Below are 14,790 nucleotides of genomic sequence, written 5' to 3'. Positions count from 1 at the left end.
CAACCGTTTCAAGGTCTCTCCCATTTATGGGGGAGGTCGGGAAGGGGTTAAAGCGGAAAACAGCGACGGGGCATGTGGGGGACCGCGTTGGCTCAGCGTTCCAGGGCGATGGCCGACAATTGCCGACCGTAGTCCCCTTCGCTCCGCAACGTGGCCCGACGATGGCTGAAGAACCGCGCCTCCTCGCGACAGGTATCGCACGGGGTCGGCATGATGTCGCGCACCCCGGCCCGCGACAGTTGCTTGGCCACGAACCCCGGCAGATCGAACAGAAAATGCCCATCGCGCCGGGCCGCCGTGAAAAACGCACCGTTGGTCTCGTCCTGTTCCAGGAACGGCGCCGGGAACTCGGGTCCGACCTCATAGGAGCGCTGACCGATGCACGGCCCGATTCCGGCGATGATCCGATCAGGCTTGGCTCCCTGCTCGACCATGACCGCGACCGTGTTGGCCAGCACGCCGCCCAGCGCGCCGCGCCAGCCGGCATGGACGGCGGCAACGATCCCGGCCTTGCTATCGGCCATGAGAACCGGGGCACAGTCCGCCGTGAGGACCCCCAACACCAAACGCGGCCGCGTGGTCACAATGGCGTCCGCGACCGGCATTTGATCCTGGGGCCACGGCGCCTCCGCCACGACCACGTCGGAGGTGTGCTGCTGGTTGACCGTAACCAGGGCCTCGGGCGGCATTTCCATGCTTTCCACCGCCCGCTGCCTGTTCTTGGCCACGGTCGCCGCATCGTCCCGCGAAGAAAAGCCGCAGTTGTTCTTGGCATAAAGGCCTTCGGACAACCCCGGTTCCCGGGTGAAGAACGCATGGCGAACCCGGCTCAAAGCATTCAACGCGGATACGGTGATCATGATGACAAGCCCCCCTCGAAACCGGGCAGTGGACCCGCCCCCGACCCGGTCACGGCGAAAACCCTGAACAGGCTGCCCATCTCCGTGGGATCAACCAAGCGACGGACGGCCGCCCGGACGGCATCCGCCTGTCCCGGCGTGGCATTGCGACACAATGCGGCCGCTCGGGCCTCGGCCCCCAAGGCGCGCAACCACGCCCCCTGTTCGACCGGACCATGGGTCCGAGCCCCGACCGACCGGGTCGCTTCATCCAATGCCTGAAAATCCACATGGGCTGTCAGGTCCACGGTTCCAAGCCCCTCCAACGGAGAACGGTATTGGTGGCGGCTGACGGCCTGGAGAGTCTCCCCCCCGGCCGCGACCGCGTGACCATAATCGATCAGAAGCGCGGCCCCCCCCGACGCGACCACCCGTTGCGCCACATCGGTGACGAAGGCCCGCGCCGACGGACAGACCTCGGCGATGGCACCATCGGGCGCGCCAGCGCGCACCCTCGGATCCAGATCATCGGCCGTGACCGCCTCACCCACCACGAACACGAACCGACCGTCCTCCGCCAGTCCGACCCGGCGCAGATGCCAGCCGTCGTCAACGCGAACGTACTGCCGCACCGGGAGCGCGTCCAGAAATTCGTTTCCGATCAGGAACAAGGGTCGTTCCGGAAGCGTGTCAAGCGCGTCATGCCAGGCGGTCACGGCGTCCCCAAGGGCGGCCCGCTGGGTTTCGCGCAATGCGGCGCTGGTCTCCACCAGATGGACCTCAAGCGCCGCGCGGAACGCCGGCACCGGCGCCAGCGCGCGCAGCGCATCGGCCATCAGGGTGCCGCGTCCGGGGCCGCACTCGACCAGCGTCAACGGACGGGGCATCCCCACCATCTGCCAGACCACGGCCATCCACAGGCCGCAGATCTCGCCAAACACCTGACTGATCTCCGGGGCGGTGATGAAGTCTCCGGCGGCACCGATGGCCGTGCCACGCGCGTAATAGGCCGCATTCGCCTCGGCCATCACCGTCTCGACGGGCAATGGCCCCTCGGCCGCGATTCGCCCGCGCAGGCGATCCTCGAACGCCTTGGTCATGCCGCCCGATCCGGCGTCCAGGCCGGCGGCCGGCTCCAGGCCCAGGCCAGAAAGCCCAGCCCAGCCAAGATCATGGGCAGGGATAGAACCTGACCCATGGTGATGACCCCGAACAGATATCCCAGGTGTGCGTCCGGCTCCCGCGCGAACTCGACGAGGAAGCGCGACACCCCGTAACCGATCATGAACACGCCGATCAACGTGCCCCGGCGCGCGCGCACCGCCGCGACACGGAACAGAACAGCGGTCACGACCAAGAGCAGGAGACCCTCCAGCGCCGCCTCGTAAAGCTGGCTGGGGTGGCGCGGCTGGCCGTCGGCGGTCGGGAACACCATGGCCCACGGCAGGTCCGGCGCCGGACGCCCGTACAACTCGCCATTGATGAAATTGGCGATGCGGCCGAAGAACAGCCCGATGGGCGCGATGCAGGCCAGCAGATCGCCCATGGCCAGCGGATGGATTCCCTTGCGGCGGCAGAAGATCAGCAGGGCGATGATGACGCCCAGAAAACCCCCGTGGAACGACATGCCGCCCTGCCAGACCATCAGGATTTCCGAGGGTCGCCCCAGGAAGTACGACAGGTTGTAGAACAGCACGTAACCCAACCGCCCCCCGAGCACCACGCCCAGCGAGGCCCAGACCAGAAAATCATCAGCCTGATCGTGGGTCAGGACCGCCGGCGGCCGGCGGCCCAGGCGGCGCAGCCACAGCCAGCCCAACAGCAGCCCGGCGATGTAGGCCAGCGCATACCAGCGCACGGCGAGGGGACCGATCTGAATGGCTACCGGATCGATGGCCGGAAACGGCACGGTGGCCAGAACGGGCGCGGCGGACAGCGGATCCACGGTTTCAGGCCTTTAGTTTGTAGCCGGACCGGAGCATCGCGTACCCGATCACCAGCAGCGCCACGTTGGTCAGGCCGACCACCACCAGTCCCGTCATCGGCATGGCGTCCTCGTGGCCGATGAAGCCATAGCGGAAGCCATCAATCATGTAAAAGAACGGATTGACGTGGGCGAAAAGTTGGAAGTTCTCTGGCAGGCGATCAATGGAATAGAACGTGCCCGACAGGAACGACAGCGGCGTGATGATGAAATTGGTCACCGCCGCCATGTGGTCGAACTTGTCCGCCCAGATGCCGGCGATGATGCCCAGCATCGACAGCATCAGCGAGGCCCCCACGGCATGGAACAGGATGTGCCCGACACTATGGACATGGATCGTGACGAACGCGGCCATCGCCGCCAGAACGGCGACCCCGACCAGGACACCCCGGGTCATCCCACCCAAGGCATAGGCCGCGAGGATCTCGCCGCCGGACAGGGGCGGCATCAGAACATCGACGATATTGCCCTGCACCTTGGAGATAATGACCGAGGACGACGTGTTGGCGAACGCGTTCTGCACCATGGCCATCATCACCAGACCGGGGGCCAGGAACTCCATGAACGAGACGCCGGGGACGTGCTGGGTGATGTCGCGCCCCAGGGCGAGCACGAAAATGGCCAGGAAGATCAGGGTGGTGACAATGGGCGCCATGATGGTCTGCATGTAGACCTTGAGGAACCGCCGCACCTCCTTGAGGTACAGTTCCCAGGCGCCGCGCCAGTTGACCGCGCCGATGTGGCGGGGTGGCGGCAGGGTCACGGGTGTCGGTGCGGCGCCGTTGCGCACGGCCTTCTCCTTGAGTCATCCGAATGAGTGTTTAGGCCAGGACAACGCGCCCGGCAAGAGACGGTGCGGTGACGGATCGCGCCGGGCGGCACGCCCTTCCCGCCCCCGCTATCTGGACCGCACAGGCCGCCGGGGCAAGGGCAGCACCACATGACCCACAACAACGCGGCAGAATCGATCAAACCCATCGCCTTTTTTTCGCGACGTCCGAGCGCGACCACGGGATGACGCGGCGCCGCCCTACCCCAATATAGGGGGTGAGATGGGTCCTCTGAAGACCCAGAGCAGCGACGCCGTCACACGTTATACCCTTGAAGGCAAGGGGCGTTGCTCGACTGTCTGAATTTAGTGCATTGATCCAGACAATTAATGCACGCGGCGTCTTTTGTCTGGATCAAAGCACTCGGGGGAGGAGTGCGTCGCATGACACAGGACGAGAATACCACCATCGCCCGCAATGTCCTTGGGGGCCGGCTTGAACCGTGCTCGCTGCGCCCCCTGACCGGATTCTATCGGGACGGGTGCTGCAACACGGGCGCGGACGACCCCGGCTCACACACGGTGTGCGCTGTCATGACCCTGGAGTTCCTGGAATTCAGCCGCCGGTCCGGCAACGACTTGCTGAGTCCGCGACCGGAAATCGGGTTTCCTGGTCTCCAGCCGGGCAATCGCTGGTGCGTGTGCACCACGCGCTGGCTGGACGCGTTTGAGGTCGGCTTGGCGCCACCGGTGGTGCTGGAAGCCACCCACGAACGCGCGCTCGACGTCCTCGAATTGCCGGAACTGAAAGCCTTCGCCCGCCCCGGGTAACCGCGCCGGGCACAAGAGATCCCTGCCATTTGGGTGCCCCAGCCCTGACCGAACCGCATCACCTCTAGGAGACTGGCGTGGTAAACTAACGGTGTTGTCGTCACGAAACCTCGGATCCCGGTGGCGCGAGGGCGCGGTGTCAGGCAGGTCCGACCCGGGACGGTTTGGGATCCTGAGGACAGGGCATTCCGGCCGTCGCTTCCAAGACGGTGAATCAGAGGTTCCGTGGACGCCCGATGAACGCGGGAGATTGCCATGAACCGGTTGATATATGCACTCGCGGCGCTGCTGATGGTCGTGGCGGTGCCATCTTCGGTGCAGGCACAGAAAGGACTCGGCGACACACAGGGTGTCGCGCGCCAAGGCCTTGCCCTGCCCGTCATTGACCTGTCCGGCGTCGTCGGGGAGGTCGTGACCGAACGATGCGCCATGACCACCGGGCGCGCCGCCATCGGCGCACACATAACCCTGCAAACGCCGGACAACACCACCCTTAACGTGCATCTCGGGCCGGTCGCCGCATTGCCGGATCTGCTCGACACCCTGCGGCCTGGCGAGTCGGTGGCCGTCACGGCCTTCAGAACGGAGGCCATGCCGGCCGATGCCTACGTGGCCCGAACGGTCACCGTCGGAGACATGCACTACGCACTGCGCGATGACACCCTGCGGCCCAATTGGCAGATCGGGGCAACAGGCCGCGGCGGCCAGGGCATGAACCAAGGCGGCGGGCGCGGCCCCGGACGGGGTGGCGCCGGCACCGGCATGGGCGGCCGCGGAGGCTGCTGGTGGTAGGTTTGTTCCAAGCCTGATCGGGACGGGCGCCGTCGGCGGCGATTGGCCGTGACGGCGCCTGCCCTATCCGTCCGCGCGGCGCTGGGCCAGCATCAGAAGCGCCCGCGTCTGGGCCTTGACCTCGGCGGCCACGGTCCTGTCCAGCTTGCCCTTCCAAGCGGAGGGAATGGCGGAGGCCCCGTACGTCGCCCCGGCCACCATGCCGGCAATGGCTCCGGTGGTGTCGGCGTCCCCACCCTGGTTGACGGTCTGCGTCACACAGGTCCGGAAGCTGTCGGCGGAAAAATAGAAGTGCAGCACGGTCTGCACCGTATCCACGATGTAGGCTGAACTGTGCCCCCGATACGGCGAAAAACCGAACTTCGGGTGCGCCTCGATCAGGCGCGTCGCCTCGGCGCGCACGCCACTGACACCCTCCCCCCGCAGAGCGGCGTGGACCATACGCACCAGCGCGACACAGGCGGCATCGGAGCGCCCCTGGTGGTGCGTAATGTGCGCCTGGGCCACCGTCCACGCCTCAATGTCCTCGTCTGCGGCGCCGAATGATATGAGGGCCAGCGGCGCCAGCCGCATTGCCGCCCCGTTGCCGCCGTCGCCCTCGTTATAGGGGCCTTCCAGCGTCCCCTGATTGATGTACCGTCGCAACCCGCGCCTGACGGTATTGCCGCAGTCCACCGGCTTGCTCTTCAGCCAAGCCACGAACGAGTCCGCGACCGCTTCGCCGTTGTAGCCGCCGGAGGTGATCAGCGCCCGGCCCATCGCCAGCGCCATGCCGGTGTCGTCGGTCACCTGCCCGGGCTTCAGGTTGAGCCAGCCGCCACCGATCATGCGGCTGTGCACCCCGTATTTGTGCTCGATCTCGCGCCGGGTCATGAACTCGACGGTCCCGCCCAGGGCGTCGCCCACGGCAAGGCCCAGATACGCCCCCAGTGCCCGGTCCTCCAGGGTGGCCATATCTCCGAACAGGTCCTGTGCGCTCATAACGTTGACATCTCCACCTCGTAGTCGCCCCCGATCACCAGATATTCCGCCTCGCCCTTGAGCGGATGACGCGGCAGCAGCTTGTCGAAGAACAGAATCTTGGTCGCCGGCACCTGCACCGTCAGGATTTTGTCGCCAAAGCAGTCGGCGATGTCGCGTTCCCCGGTGAACGACGTCAGGCTGTTGAACCGGGCCACGGCCCGCCGCTTGTCCAGGCGTTCCAGGATCTGGTCCTCGCCCCCGCATACGGTGGTGACCCCCCGGTACAGGGTGATGTGCTCGCGCCCCTTCAGAACGAAACGCCGCATCATCCACTGACAGAACGTGAACACCAGATCGAGCTGGCAGTGGATCGAGTTGCCATGAAAGCGGCTGCTCATCTTCTGTTCGACATAGCGGACCCAGGCCGGGCTGGGGATGTATTCGATGGGCGCGCCGTGCCATGTGGGCAGCAGGCCGAAGCGGCTTTCCACCCAGCCCTTGAGAACGGCGCCCTCGGGCGAGGCGGAATCGAACACCCACCCCTTCAGAAGACGCAGGTAGCTGGAGCGGAACCGGCGCGTGCCGTCGTCCGGCCGCTTCCGTCCAGGCTTGTCCAACGGATCGCGCTGTTCCGCCTCCAGACAGAACGTGGCCGCCATGTAGGCATGGAAGGCCTTGACGGCATCGGCCATGTCTTCCGCCTCACCCAGCATCTCGAACAGAGCCCCGCAGGTCGCCCGCACATGCGGCAGTTCCAGCGATTGCGGCCGCGCGTTGAAGTCCGGACTGGCCAGATACGCGGTGGATAACCCCACCATGTTGCTGCTGTGCCCCAGCGGCCGGCGCACCATCGGCTCCGCGTCTTCCGAAACAGTCTGTTGCCAAGCTTCCGCATCCGCCGTGTCGGGTGAAGCCTTCGTCGTGGTCCCACTGCTCATGCCCGCCCCCTTAGCAATCCCCATGCCGACCTAGGGCCTTTATCGACCAGTGCAGGCGAACCGTCAAATTCCGGGCCGCTGAAACCCAACGCCGGACCACGCGACACACAGGCCTGTGTCGGATCCCGACACCCCGCGTCGTCGCTTTGTCGGGTTCCGAACAGTTCGAACCACCGCCCGCCGCGCCCCGCGACACCCCTCTAGCGTCCTGTTTTTATTAAATAAAGCATGCACCCCAAGCCTGGCCTCCGACTTGGCACGACCCTTGCTGTGACAGGGGCAGGCAACGAACCGGCCGACCACCCTCGGTTCCCGAGCTACCAAAGAACAGGAGAGACCTCATGAGCCAGTTGCGTCAGATCGCCTTCTACGGCAAGGGCGGCATCGGCAAGTCCACGACCTCCCAGAACACCCTGGCCGCTCTGGTCGAGATGGGCCAGAAGATCCTGATCGTCGGCTGCGACCCGAAGGCCGACTCCACCCGCCTGATTCTGAACACCAAGCTTCAGGACACCGTGCTGCATCTGGCCGCCGAGGCCGGCTCGGTCGAGGACCTGGAAGTCGAGGACGTCGTCAAGATCGGCTACAAGGGCATCAAGTGCACCGAAGCCGGCGGCCCTGAGCCCGGCGTCGGCTGCGCCGGCCGTGGCGTGATCACCGCCATCAACTTCCTTGAAGAGAATGGTGCCTACGAGGACGTGGACTACGTGTCCTACGACGTGCTGGGCGACGTGGTGTGCGGCGGCTTCGCCATGCCGATCCGCGAGAACAAGGCCCAGGAAATCTACATCGTCATGTCCGGCGAGATGATGGCGCTGTACGCCGCCAACAACATCGCCAAGGGCATCCTGAAGTACGCCCACTCCGGCGGCGTGCGCCTGGGCGGCCTGATCTGCAACGAGCGCCGCACCGACAAGGAACTGGAGCTGTCCGAGGCCCTGGCCGCCAAGCTGGGTACCAAGCTGATCCATTTCGTGCCGCGCGACAACGTCGTGCAGCACGCCGAGCTGCGCCGCCAGACGGTCATCCAGTATGCGCCCGACTCCAACCAGGCGGCCGAGTACCGCGAACTGGCCCGCAAGATCCACGAGAACTCGGGCAAGGGTGTCATCCCCACCCCCATCACCATGGACGAGCTCGAGGAAATGCTGATCGAGTTCGGCATCATGAAGTCCGAGGAAGAGCAGATCGCCGCCCTGGAAGCCAAGGAAGAGGTCACGGCGTAACGGGACCGCCCCACCCCGCGTTTTCCGGGGTCTTGGAAGGGCTGATCGTCGGATGTTCGGCCCCTCCCCCCCCCCCGTCCCTGTATCACTTTCAGTCTGTTCCCATGGAGGACGAGATGACCCCTCTGGACGCCCCGGGCGGCACCGTTTCCGGCGAAGAGATGATCGCCGAGGTCCTGTCCGCCTATCCCGACAAGTTCGCAAAGCGCCGCTCCAAGCACCTGACCATCGCCCGCACCGGCGAGGGCGAGGACGCTCCGAGTTGCGGTGTCAAATCCAACGTCAAGTCCATCCCCGGTGTCATGACCATCCGCGGCTGCGCCTACGCCGGCTCCAAAGGCGTGGTGTGGGGCCCGGTCAAGGACATGGTGCACATCTCCCACGGCCCCGTGGGCTGCGGCCACTACTCTTGGTCCCAGCGGCGCAACTACTACACCGGCACCACCGGCGTTGACCGCTTCGTCACCATGCAGATCACCTCCGACTTCCAGGAGCGTGACATCGTGTTCGGCGGCGACAAGAAGCTGGGCATCATGATCGACGAGATCGAGGGCCTGTTCCCGCTGAACAAGGGTGTGACGATCCAGTCGGAATGCCCGATCGGCCTGATCGGCGACGACATCGAGGGCGTCGCCAAGAAGAAGATGAAGGATACCGGCAAGACCATCGTGCCGGTGCGCTGCGAGGGCTTCCGTGGCGTGTCCCAGTCGCTGGGCCACCACATCGCCAACGACACCATCCGCGACTGGGTGCTGAAGGACAACGCCAACACCGAGGGCGGCACCGAGTACGACGTCAACGTCATCGGCGACTACAACATCGGCGGTGACGCCTGGGCCTCGCGCCGGTTGCTGGAGGAGATGGGCCTGCGCGTCGTGGCGGTATGGTCCGGCGACTGCACGCTGTCGGAAATGGAACACGCGCCGAAGGCGAAACTGAACCTGATCCACTGCTACCGGTCGATGAACTACATCTGCCGCCACATGGAAGAGACCTACGGCGTGCCCTGGATGGAGTTCAACTTCTTCGGCCCGACCCAGATCGCCAAGTCGCTGCGCGCCATCGCCGCCCAGTTCGACGAGACGATCCAGAAGAAGGCCGAGGAGGTCATCGCCAAGTACCAGCCGATGGTCGATGCGTTGTTGGCCAAGTACAAGCCGCGCCTGGAAGGCAAAAAGGTGATGCTCTACGTCGGCGGCCTGCGCCCCCGGCACGTCGCCACCGCCTACGACGATCTGGGCATGGAGATCATCGCCACCGGCTACGAGTTCGCCCACGGCGACGACTACAAGCGCACCAGCCCTTACGTGAAGGAAGGCACGCTGATCTACGATGACGTGACCGGCTACGAGTTGGACCACTTCATCCAGAAGCTGCGCCCCGACCTCGTGGGCTCCGGCATCAAGGAAAAGTACGCCACCCAGAAGATGGGCGTGCCGTTCCGCCAGATGCACTCGTGGGACTACTCCGGCCCCTACCACGGCTACGACGGCTTCGCGGTGTTCGCCCGCGACATGGACATGGCCATCAACAGCCCGGTCTGGAAGCTGCCCCAGGCGCCCTGGAAGGCCGCCTCCTGAAACGTCCGTAGGTTGGGGTAAGGCGCGACAGCGCCGACCCCAACGGTGCCAACTCTTGTTGGGGTTCGCGTCGCTCACCCCAACCTACGTCAAGCGTGGAGACCTCCGACAATGCCACAGAACGCAGATCGCGTACTCGATCATGCCACGCTGTTCCGGGAGCCGGAATACGAGGCGATGTTTGAAAACAAGCGGAACGCCTTTGAGTGTCCGCACCCCCCGGAAAAGGTTCAGGAGATCGCCGACTGGACCAAGACCTGGGACTATCGCGAGAAGAACTTCGCCCGCGAGGTTCTGACCGTGAACCCCGCCAAGGCCTGTCAGCCGCTGGGCGCGGTGTTCGCCGCCGCCGGCTTTGACCAGTGCCTTTCGATGGTGCACGGCTCGCAGGGGTGCGTGGCCTACTACCGCTCGCACCTGGCGCGCCACTTCAAGGAGCCGTGCTCGGCGGTGTCCACGTCCATGACAGAGGATGCGGCCGTCTTCGGCGGCCTGCAGAATCTGGTGGACGGATTGGCCAACGCGTCGGCGCTGTACGACCCCAAGATTATCGCCGTCTCGACCACCTGCATGGCCGAGGTCATTGGCGATGACCTCAACTCCTTCATCATCCAGGCCAAGGAAAAGAACGGTTTCAGCAAGGAGTTCCCGGTTCCCTTCGCCCACACCCCGGCCTTCGTCGGCAGCCACACCAACGGCTACGATGTCATGGTCAAGAACATCGTCTCCTACTTCTGGGAGCAGGAAGAGGGTGACGCGACCCCGGGCGAGGCCATCAACATCGTCCCCGGCTTCGACGGCTACGCGGTCGCCAACAACCGCGAACTGACCCGGATCCTGGACCAGATGGGGGTCGAATTCACGTTCCTCTCCGACGTCTCGGATGTGTTCGACACGCCCACCGACGGCACCTTCCGCATGTACGCGGGCGGCACGACCATTGAGCAGATCAAGGCCGCGCGCAACGCCAAGGCGACCCTGTCGCTGCAGCACTGGTGCAGCGAGAAGACCCTGGAGATGGTCCAGGAGAGCACCAGCCAGAAAACCCAGTCGTTCCACTACCCGATGGGTGTCAGCGCCACCGACTCCTTCCTGATGACCGTCTCGGAGATCACCGGCAAGGCCATTCCGGAAAGCCTGGAGCTGGAGCGCGGGCGTTTGGTCGATGCCATGACGGACAGTCAGTCCTGGCTGCACGGCCGCAAGATGGCGGTGTTCGGCGATCCGGACTTCGTCTACGGCATGACCGCCTTCCTGCTGGAACTGGGCGTCGAGCCGGTCCACTGCCTGTCCACCAACGGCGGCCCGGCGTGGGAAAAGAAGATGAAGGCGCTGCTCGCCGACTCGCCGTTCGGCACCGAGACCCAGGTGTGGCCGCGCAAGGACCTGTGGCACCTGCGCTCGCTGTTGGCCACCGAGCCGGCCGAGTTCGTCATCGGCAGCTCGCACGGCAAGTTCCTGCAACAGGATCTCGGCATTCCGCTGATCCGGCTGACCTTCCCGATCTTCGATCGGCACCACCACCACCGCTTCCCCACCCTGGGCTATCAGGGCGGCCTGCGGGTTCTGGTGACGTTGCTCGACGCGGTTCTGGACAAGCTGGACCGCGACACCGAAGAGACCGGAATCAGCTACGACCTGACCCGGTAAGAGGGCGCGCACGCGGGCGGTTCATCACCGCCCGCGTACCGCACCCGCGAAAGAAAATAATTGAGTTCAATCCGCATTTGGCGTACACAGAAGCATCATCCCCGGCCGCGCCGTTGCTTCCCAGTCCAGTTCCGAACTCAAACCGGAGCGAACAGGGCTTCCCATGGGCGCGACTGTTTATTACAAGGTACCGGGATACGGAGACACAAAGGGTCCCCCCTCGAGGGGAATGTGACAGATTGGGTCTCAACGATGGTTCAAATCGGCCGACCCTCGGCCCATTCACAAGGAGGTGCGTGATGTTGGAAAGCCCGTCGGTGAAGGTCGAGGACAAGCTCTTCCAGAACCGTTACAAAGTGGACGAAGGCAACCCGCACGTCTGCATTGCACCGCACACAGTCCCGTCGGAGGTTCTCAAGACCCTGGTCAAGGTCTGCCCGGCCGGCTGCTACCAGATGTCGGAGGACGGCAAGGTCGAGGTGATGCCGGACGGCTGCATGGAATGCGGCACCTGCCGTGTCCTGACCGCCGAGAGCGGCGAACTGGACTGGAACTATCCGCGCGGCGGCTACGGCATCCAGTTCAAGTTCGGGTAAACAGGGCCGCTCTGTCGGTTCACTCCAGCGGGGGCGCCATGGGCGCCCCCGTTCGCGTTCCCGCGCCCCTGGGCGGCGACTCCGGAACGGCGGCGATACGGAAACAGGCGGCTCCAAGGCGCGTTTCGGAGAGTGCGCTCGTGCTTCGGGCCAGGGGTCTGGACATCCATTGGGATTGGCCCCCGGGCCATTCTTCCGACTCTGCCGTATCTTCGGGGCCCCGACCGAGCCGCGACGCCCCGGACTTGGGCCGTGGTCTCCGCCATGCGATGCGAACGCGTCGCGGCCGTCGAGCGCACCCGACACCAGACGTGGCCGGAGGCTGTTCCCGGCTGGACTGGTGGGACTGGTGGGCGACCCAATCAGCGGCTATTCTTGTCAGACTGGCGGCTGTCCTTAGGCTCGGTGTCGGCAGCTCGCACCCGTTCCTTTTTTTGGCGGCAGGGTCCGAGCACGCGCGCTCTCGTCTGAAAAGCCGGATTCTGCCTATGGCTTAGGCAAGATTGCCAAGCGCCCTCAACAGTGATTGATATTAAGGCAGAATCGTCGCACCATGGTGCAGTGCACAATCGACCTGTCCCGGAGCATCGCTGATGGATGCCAAAGCCCCTCCGTTCACATCGCCCGCCCCCTCGGCCCCCACCGAAACGACAGTGGTGTCCGGCAGCCTGCCGCTGCTGACGCTGTACGAAATCAGCAAAATCCTGTCGGCCACGCTGCAACTCGACCAGACCCTGCGCGATGTATTGAACGTCCTGTCGTCGTACCTGGACATGCGACGCGGCACCATCGCCCTTGCCACGGAGCCGGCGACAGAGAGCCCCGGCGAAGACGCGCCTCTCGGCCTCGTCGCCATCGTCGGCCAATCCCTGGAAACCGCCCGTAAGGGCCGGGGCGCCTATCCCCTGGAGGCCGCCGATCAGGTGTACCGCTCCAATCTGCCGCTCCTCGTAGGCCGCCTAAGCGATGACGACCGCTTTTCCTCCTATGCCGACCACTCCGGCAGCCTGGAAACCGACCGCGTCTCCTTTCTGTGCGTTCCGATTCGGGCGGGGGACAGCGCGCTGGGCACGCTGTCCGTGGAACGCGAATGGGACGGCCCGCCGCCCCGTTCCTTTGACGAGGACCTGCGATTCCTCAGCATGGTCGGCAACCTGATCGGCCAGACGGTGCAGCTGCATCGGCTTGTGGCTGCCGACCGGCGCACCCTGATGGCCGACGCCGCGCGCCTGGAAAAGCTGGCCCGTCATGAGGCTCGCAGCGGCGGCGGCACGGCCACGGGGAGCAGCAATGGCCGCACGCCACGCTTCAAGGAAATCGTGGGGCGCGGCCCAGCCATGCGGGCCGTGCTCGATCAGGTTCGCCATGTGGCGCGGACGCGCGCATCGGTGATGGTGCGTGGCGAGAGCGGCACCGGCAAGGAGATGGTCGCCCGCGCCATCCATCAGGTTAGTCCTCGGTCTGACAAGCCTTTCGTTTGCGTCAACTGCGCCGCTTTGCCCGATACGCTGCTGGAGTCGGAACTGTTCGGCCACGACAAGGGCGCCTTCACCGGCGCCAACAGCGAGCGCAAGGGCCGATTCGAAATGGCCGACGGCGGCACCCTGTTCCTGGACGAGATCGGCGAGATCTCCGCCGCCTTCCAGGCCAAGCTGCTGCGCGTGCTCCAGGAAGGCCAGTTCGAGCGCCTGGGCTCGTCGAAGACCCGCAAGGTGGACGTGCGCCTGATCGCCGCCACCAACCGCCACCTCGAAGAAGCCGTGGCTCGGGGCGAGTTCCGCGCCGACCTGTACTACCGCATCAACGTCGTGACCCTGGTGTTGCCGCCTTTGCGCGACCGGCCGGAGGACGTTGAGCCCCTGGCCCGGCACTTCCTCGACCGCTTCAACCAGGAGAATGGCGACAACTTGGGGCTGGCCCCGGAGGCCCTGGACCTGCTGCGCGGCTGCGCCTTCCCCGGCAATGTCCGCGAGTTGGAGAACTGCATCACCCGGGTCGCCACCATGGTGCGCGGCGATGTCATCGGCGCCCAGGACTTCGCCTGCCGCGAGGCAGGGTGCCTGTCCTCGGCCTTGTGGCGCGAGGTACAGGGTCCCACGCAAGCCGTCGGCGGGTTGGCATCGCCGACTCCGGGTGCCCCCTGCCCGTCCGGCACGTCGGGCGGCACCGGACCCGGATGTGCCTCGTGCACCACCGGGACCACGGCCGTCCAGGGCCCCGCGAGCCCGGGACCCGCAAGCCAGGGACCGGCGCGCCCTGCCCCGCCGATCCCGACACCGGCAGAGCGCCCGCGCGATATGGCGCCCCATGACACCGCGCCGAACGCCGACGACGGCGGCGGGTCCTCCGGCCGCCTGCCCGATCGCGAACGGCTGGTCGCAGCCATGGAAAAGACCGGCTGGGTGCAGGCCAAGGCCGCCCGCCTGCTCGGCCTGACACCACGCCAAGTGGGTTACGCCCTGCGCCGGCACGGCATTGCGATCAAGCGGTTGTAGGGCGCGCCAGCCCCACTGGCTGCGTCCCTGGGGCGTCGGGCTGAAGCACAATCTGGAGGGGTTCCTTGACAAGCGTCAGCACGGGACCCAGCCCTGCCAGCACCCGAAAAGACTTGTGCAGGGTGGA

The 14,790-nt window shown here is 65.5% G+C and carries 13 protein-coding genes; 7 read left to right on the top strand and 6 right to left on the bottom strand.

Features of this window, described 5'->3' with window-relative positions; translation table 11 throughout:
- Positions 1 to 92: 92 nt before the first annotated feature.
- Genes pgeF through BLS85_RS11850 form a run of 4 tightly spaced genes read right to left on the bottom strand, consistent with a single transcriptional unit; the run spans position 93 to position 3,613 of the window.
- Positions 93 to 860, bottom strand: coding sequence for a peptidoglycan editing factor PgeF (pgeF, locus tag BLS85_RS11865; RefSeq protein ID WP_092786526.1), 768 nt, complete (start codon positions 858 to 860; stop codon positions 93 to 95).
- Positions 857 to 1,939 (bottom strand): class I SAM-dependent methyltransferase, encoded by a 1,083-nt coding sequence (locus BLS85_RS11860; protein ID WP_092786525.1) that lies wholly within the window; start codon positions 1,937 to 1,939, stop codon positions 857 to 859. The genes pgeF and BLS85_RS11860 overlap by 4 nt, the downstream gene beginning before the upstream one ends.
- Positions 1,936 to 2,775: a prolipoprotein diacylglyceryl transferase gene (lgt, locus tag BLS85_RS11855; RefSeq protein ID WP_245699210.1), complete on the bottom strand. Its 840-nt coding sequence runs from the start codon at positions 2,773 to 2,775 to the stop codon at positions 1,936 to 1,938. Before lgt ends, BLS85_RS11860 begins: the two co-directional genes overlap by 4 nt.
- A gap of 13 nt (positions 2,776 to 2,788) precedes the next feature.
- Positions 2,789 to 3,613, bottom strand: a complete 825-nt coding sequence (locus BLS85_RS11850; RefSeq protein WP_245699204.1) for an ABC transporter permease — start codon at positions 3,611 to 3,613, stop codon at positions 2,789 to 2,791.
- A gap of 423 nt (positions 3,614 to 4,036) precedes the next feature.
- On the opposite strand from BLS85_RS11850, the gene BLS85_RS11845 reads away from it, so the two are divergent.
- Both BLS85_RS11845 and BLS85_RS11840 read left to right on the top strand, forming a co-directional pair.
- Positions 4,037 to 4,423, top strand: coding sequence for a DUF2237 family protein (locus tag BLS85_RS11845; protein ID WP_092786523.1), 387 nt, complete (start codon positions 4,037 to 4,039; stop codon positions 4,421 to 4,423).
- A gap of 255 nt (positions 4,424 to 4,678) precedes the next feature.
- Complete coding sequence (locus BLS85_RS11840) at positions 4,679 to 5,215, top strand: MamS/MamX family magnetosome protein (protein ID WP_092786521.1); 537 nt, start codon at positions 4,679 to 4,681, stop codon at positions 5,213 to 5,215.
- 63 nt (positions 5,216 to 5,278) lie between these two features.
- Here BLS85_RS11840 and draG read toward each other — a convergent pair whose 3' ends face one another.
- Positions 5,279 to 6,196 (bottom strand): ADP-ribosyl-[dinitrogen reductase] hydrolase, encoded by a 918-nt coding sequence (gene draG / locus BLS85_RS11835; RefSeq protein WP_245699203.1) that lies wholly within the window; start codon positions 6,194 to 6,196, stop codon positions 5,279 to 5,281.
- Positions 6,193 to 7,116, bottom strand: coding sequence for an NAD(+)--dinitrogen-reductase ADP-D-ribosyltransferase (locus BLS85_RS11830; RefSeq protein WP_245699202.1), 924 nt, complete (start codon positions 7,114 to 7,116; stop codon positions 6,193 to 6,195). The genes draG and BLS85_RS11830 overlap by 4 nt, the downstream gene beginning before the upstream one ends.
- A 341-nt stretch (positions 7,117 to 7,457) precedes the next feature.
- On the opposite strand from BLS85_RS11830, the gene nifH reads away from it, so the two are divergent.
- From nifH to nifA, 5 genes are all read left to right on the top strand, one after another.
- Positions 7,458 to 8,342, top strand: coding sequence for a nitrogenase iron protein (gene nifH / locus BLS85_RS11825; protein ID WP_092786517.1), 885 nt, complete (start codon positions 7,458 to 7,460; stop codon positions 8,340 to 8,342).
- A 116-nt stretch (positions 8,343 to 8,458) separates the two neighbouring features.
- Positions 8,459 to 9,922 carry a nitrogenase molybdenum-iron protein alpha chain gene (nifD, locus tag BLS85_RS11820; RefSeq protein ID WP_092786515.1) on the top strand — a complete coding sequence of 488 codons (1,464 nt, stop codon included), beginning with the start codon at positions 8,459 to 8,461 and terminating at the stop codon, positions 9,920 to 9,922.
- A gap of 111 nt (positions 9,923 to 10,033) precedes the next feature.
- Positions 10,034 to 11,572, top strand: coding sequence for a nitrogenase molybdenum-iron protein subunit beta (nifK, locus tag BLS85_RS11815; RefSeq protein ID WP_092786513.1), 1,539 nt, complete (start codon positions 10,034 to 10,036; stop codon positions 11,570 to 11,572).
- Positions 11,573 to 11,871: 299 nt separating this feature from the next.
- Complete coding sequence (locus BLS85_RS11810) at positions 11,872 to 12,168, top strand: ferredoxin family protein (RefSeq protein ID WP_092786511.1); 297 nt, start codon at positions 11,872 to 11,874, stop codon at positions 12,166 to 12,168.
- A 593-nt stretch (positions 12,169 to 12,761) separates the two neighbouring features.
- Positions 12,762 to 14,663 carry a nif-specific transcriptional activator NifA gene (gene nifA / locus BLS85_RS11805; RefSeq protein WP_092786509.1) on the top strand — a complete coding sequence of 634 codons (1,902 nt, stop codon included), beginning with the start codon at positions 12,762 to 12,764 and terminating at the stop codon, positions 14,661 to 14,663.
- The last annotated feature ends 127 nt before the right edge of the window (positions 14,664 to 14,790 follow it).

The sequence above is a fragment of the Rhodospira trueperi genome (assembly GCF_900101965.1).
In the GTDB taxonomy this organism is placed as follows: Bacteria; Pseudomonadota; Alphaproteobacteria; order Rhodospirillales; family Rhodospirillaceae; genus Rhodospira; species Rhodospira trueperi.
The sequence above is the reverse complement of the archived record's forward strand: the minus strand, read 5'-3'. Positions and strand labels throughout refer to the sequence as shown.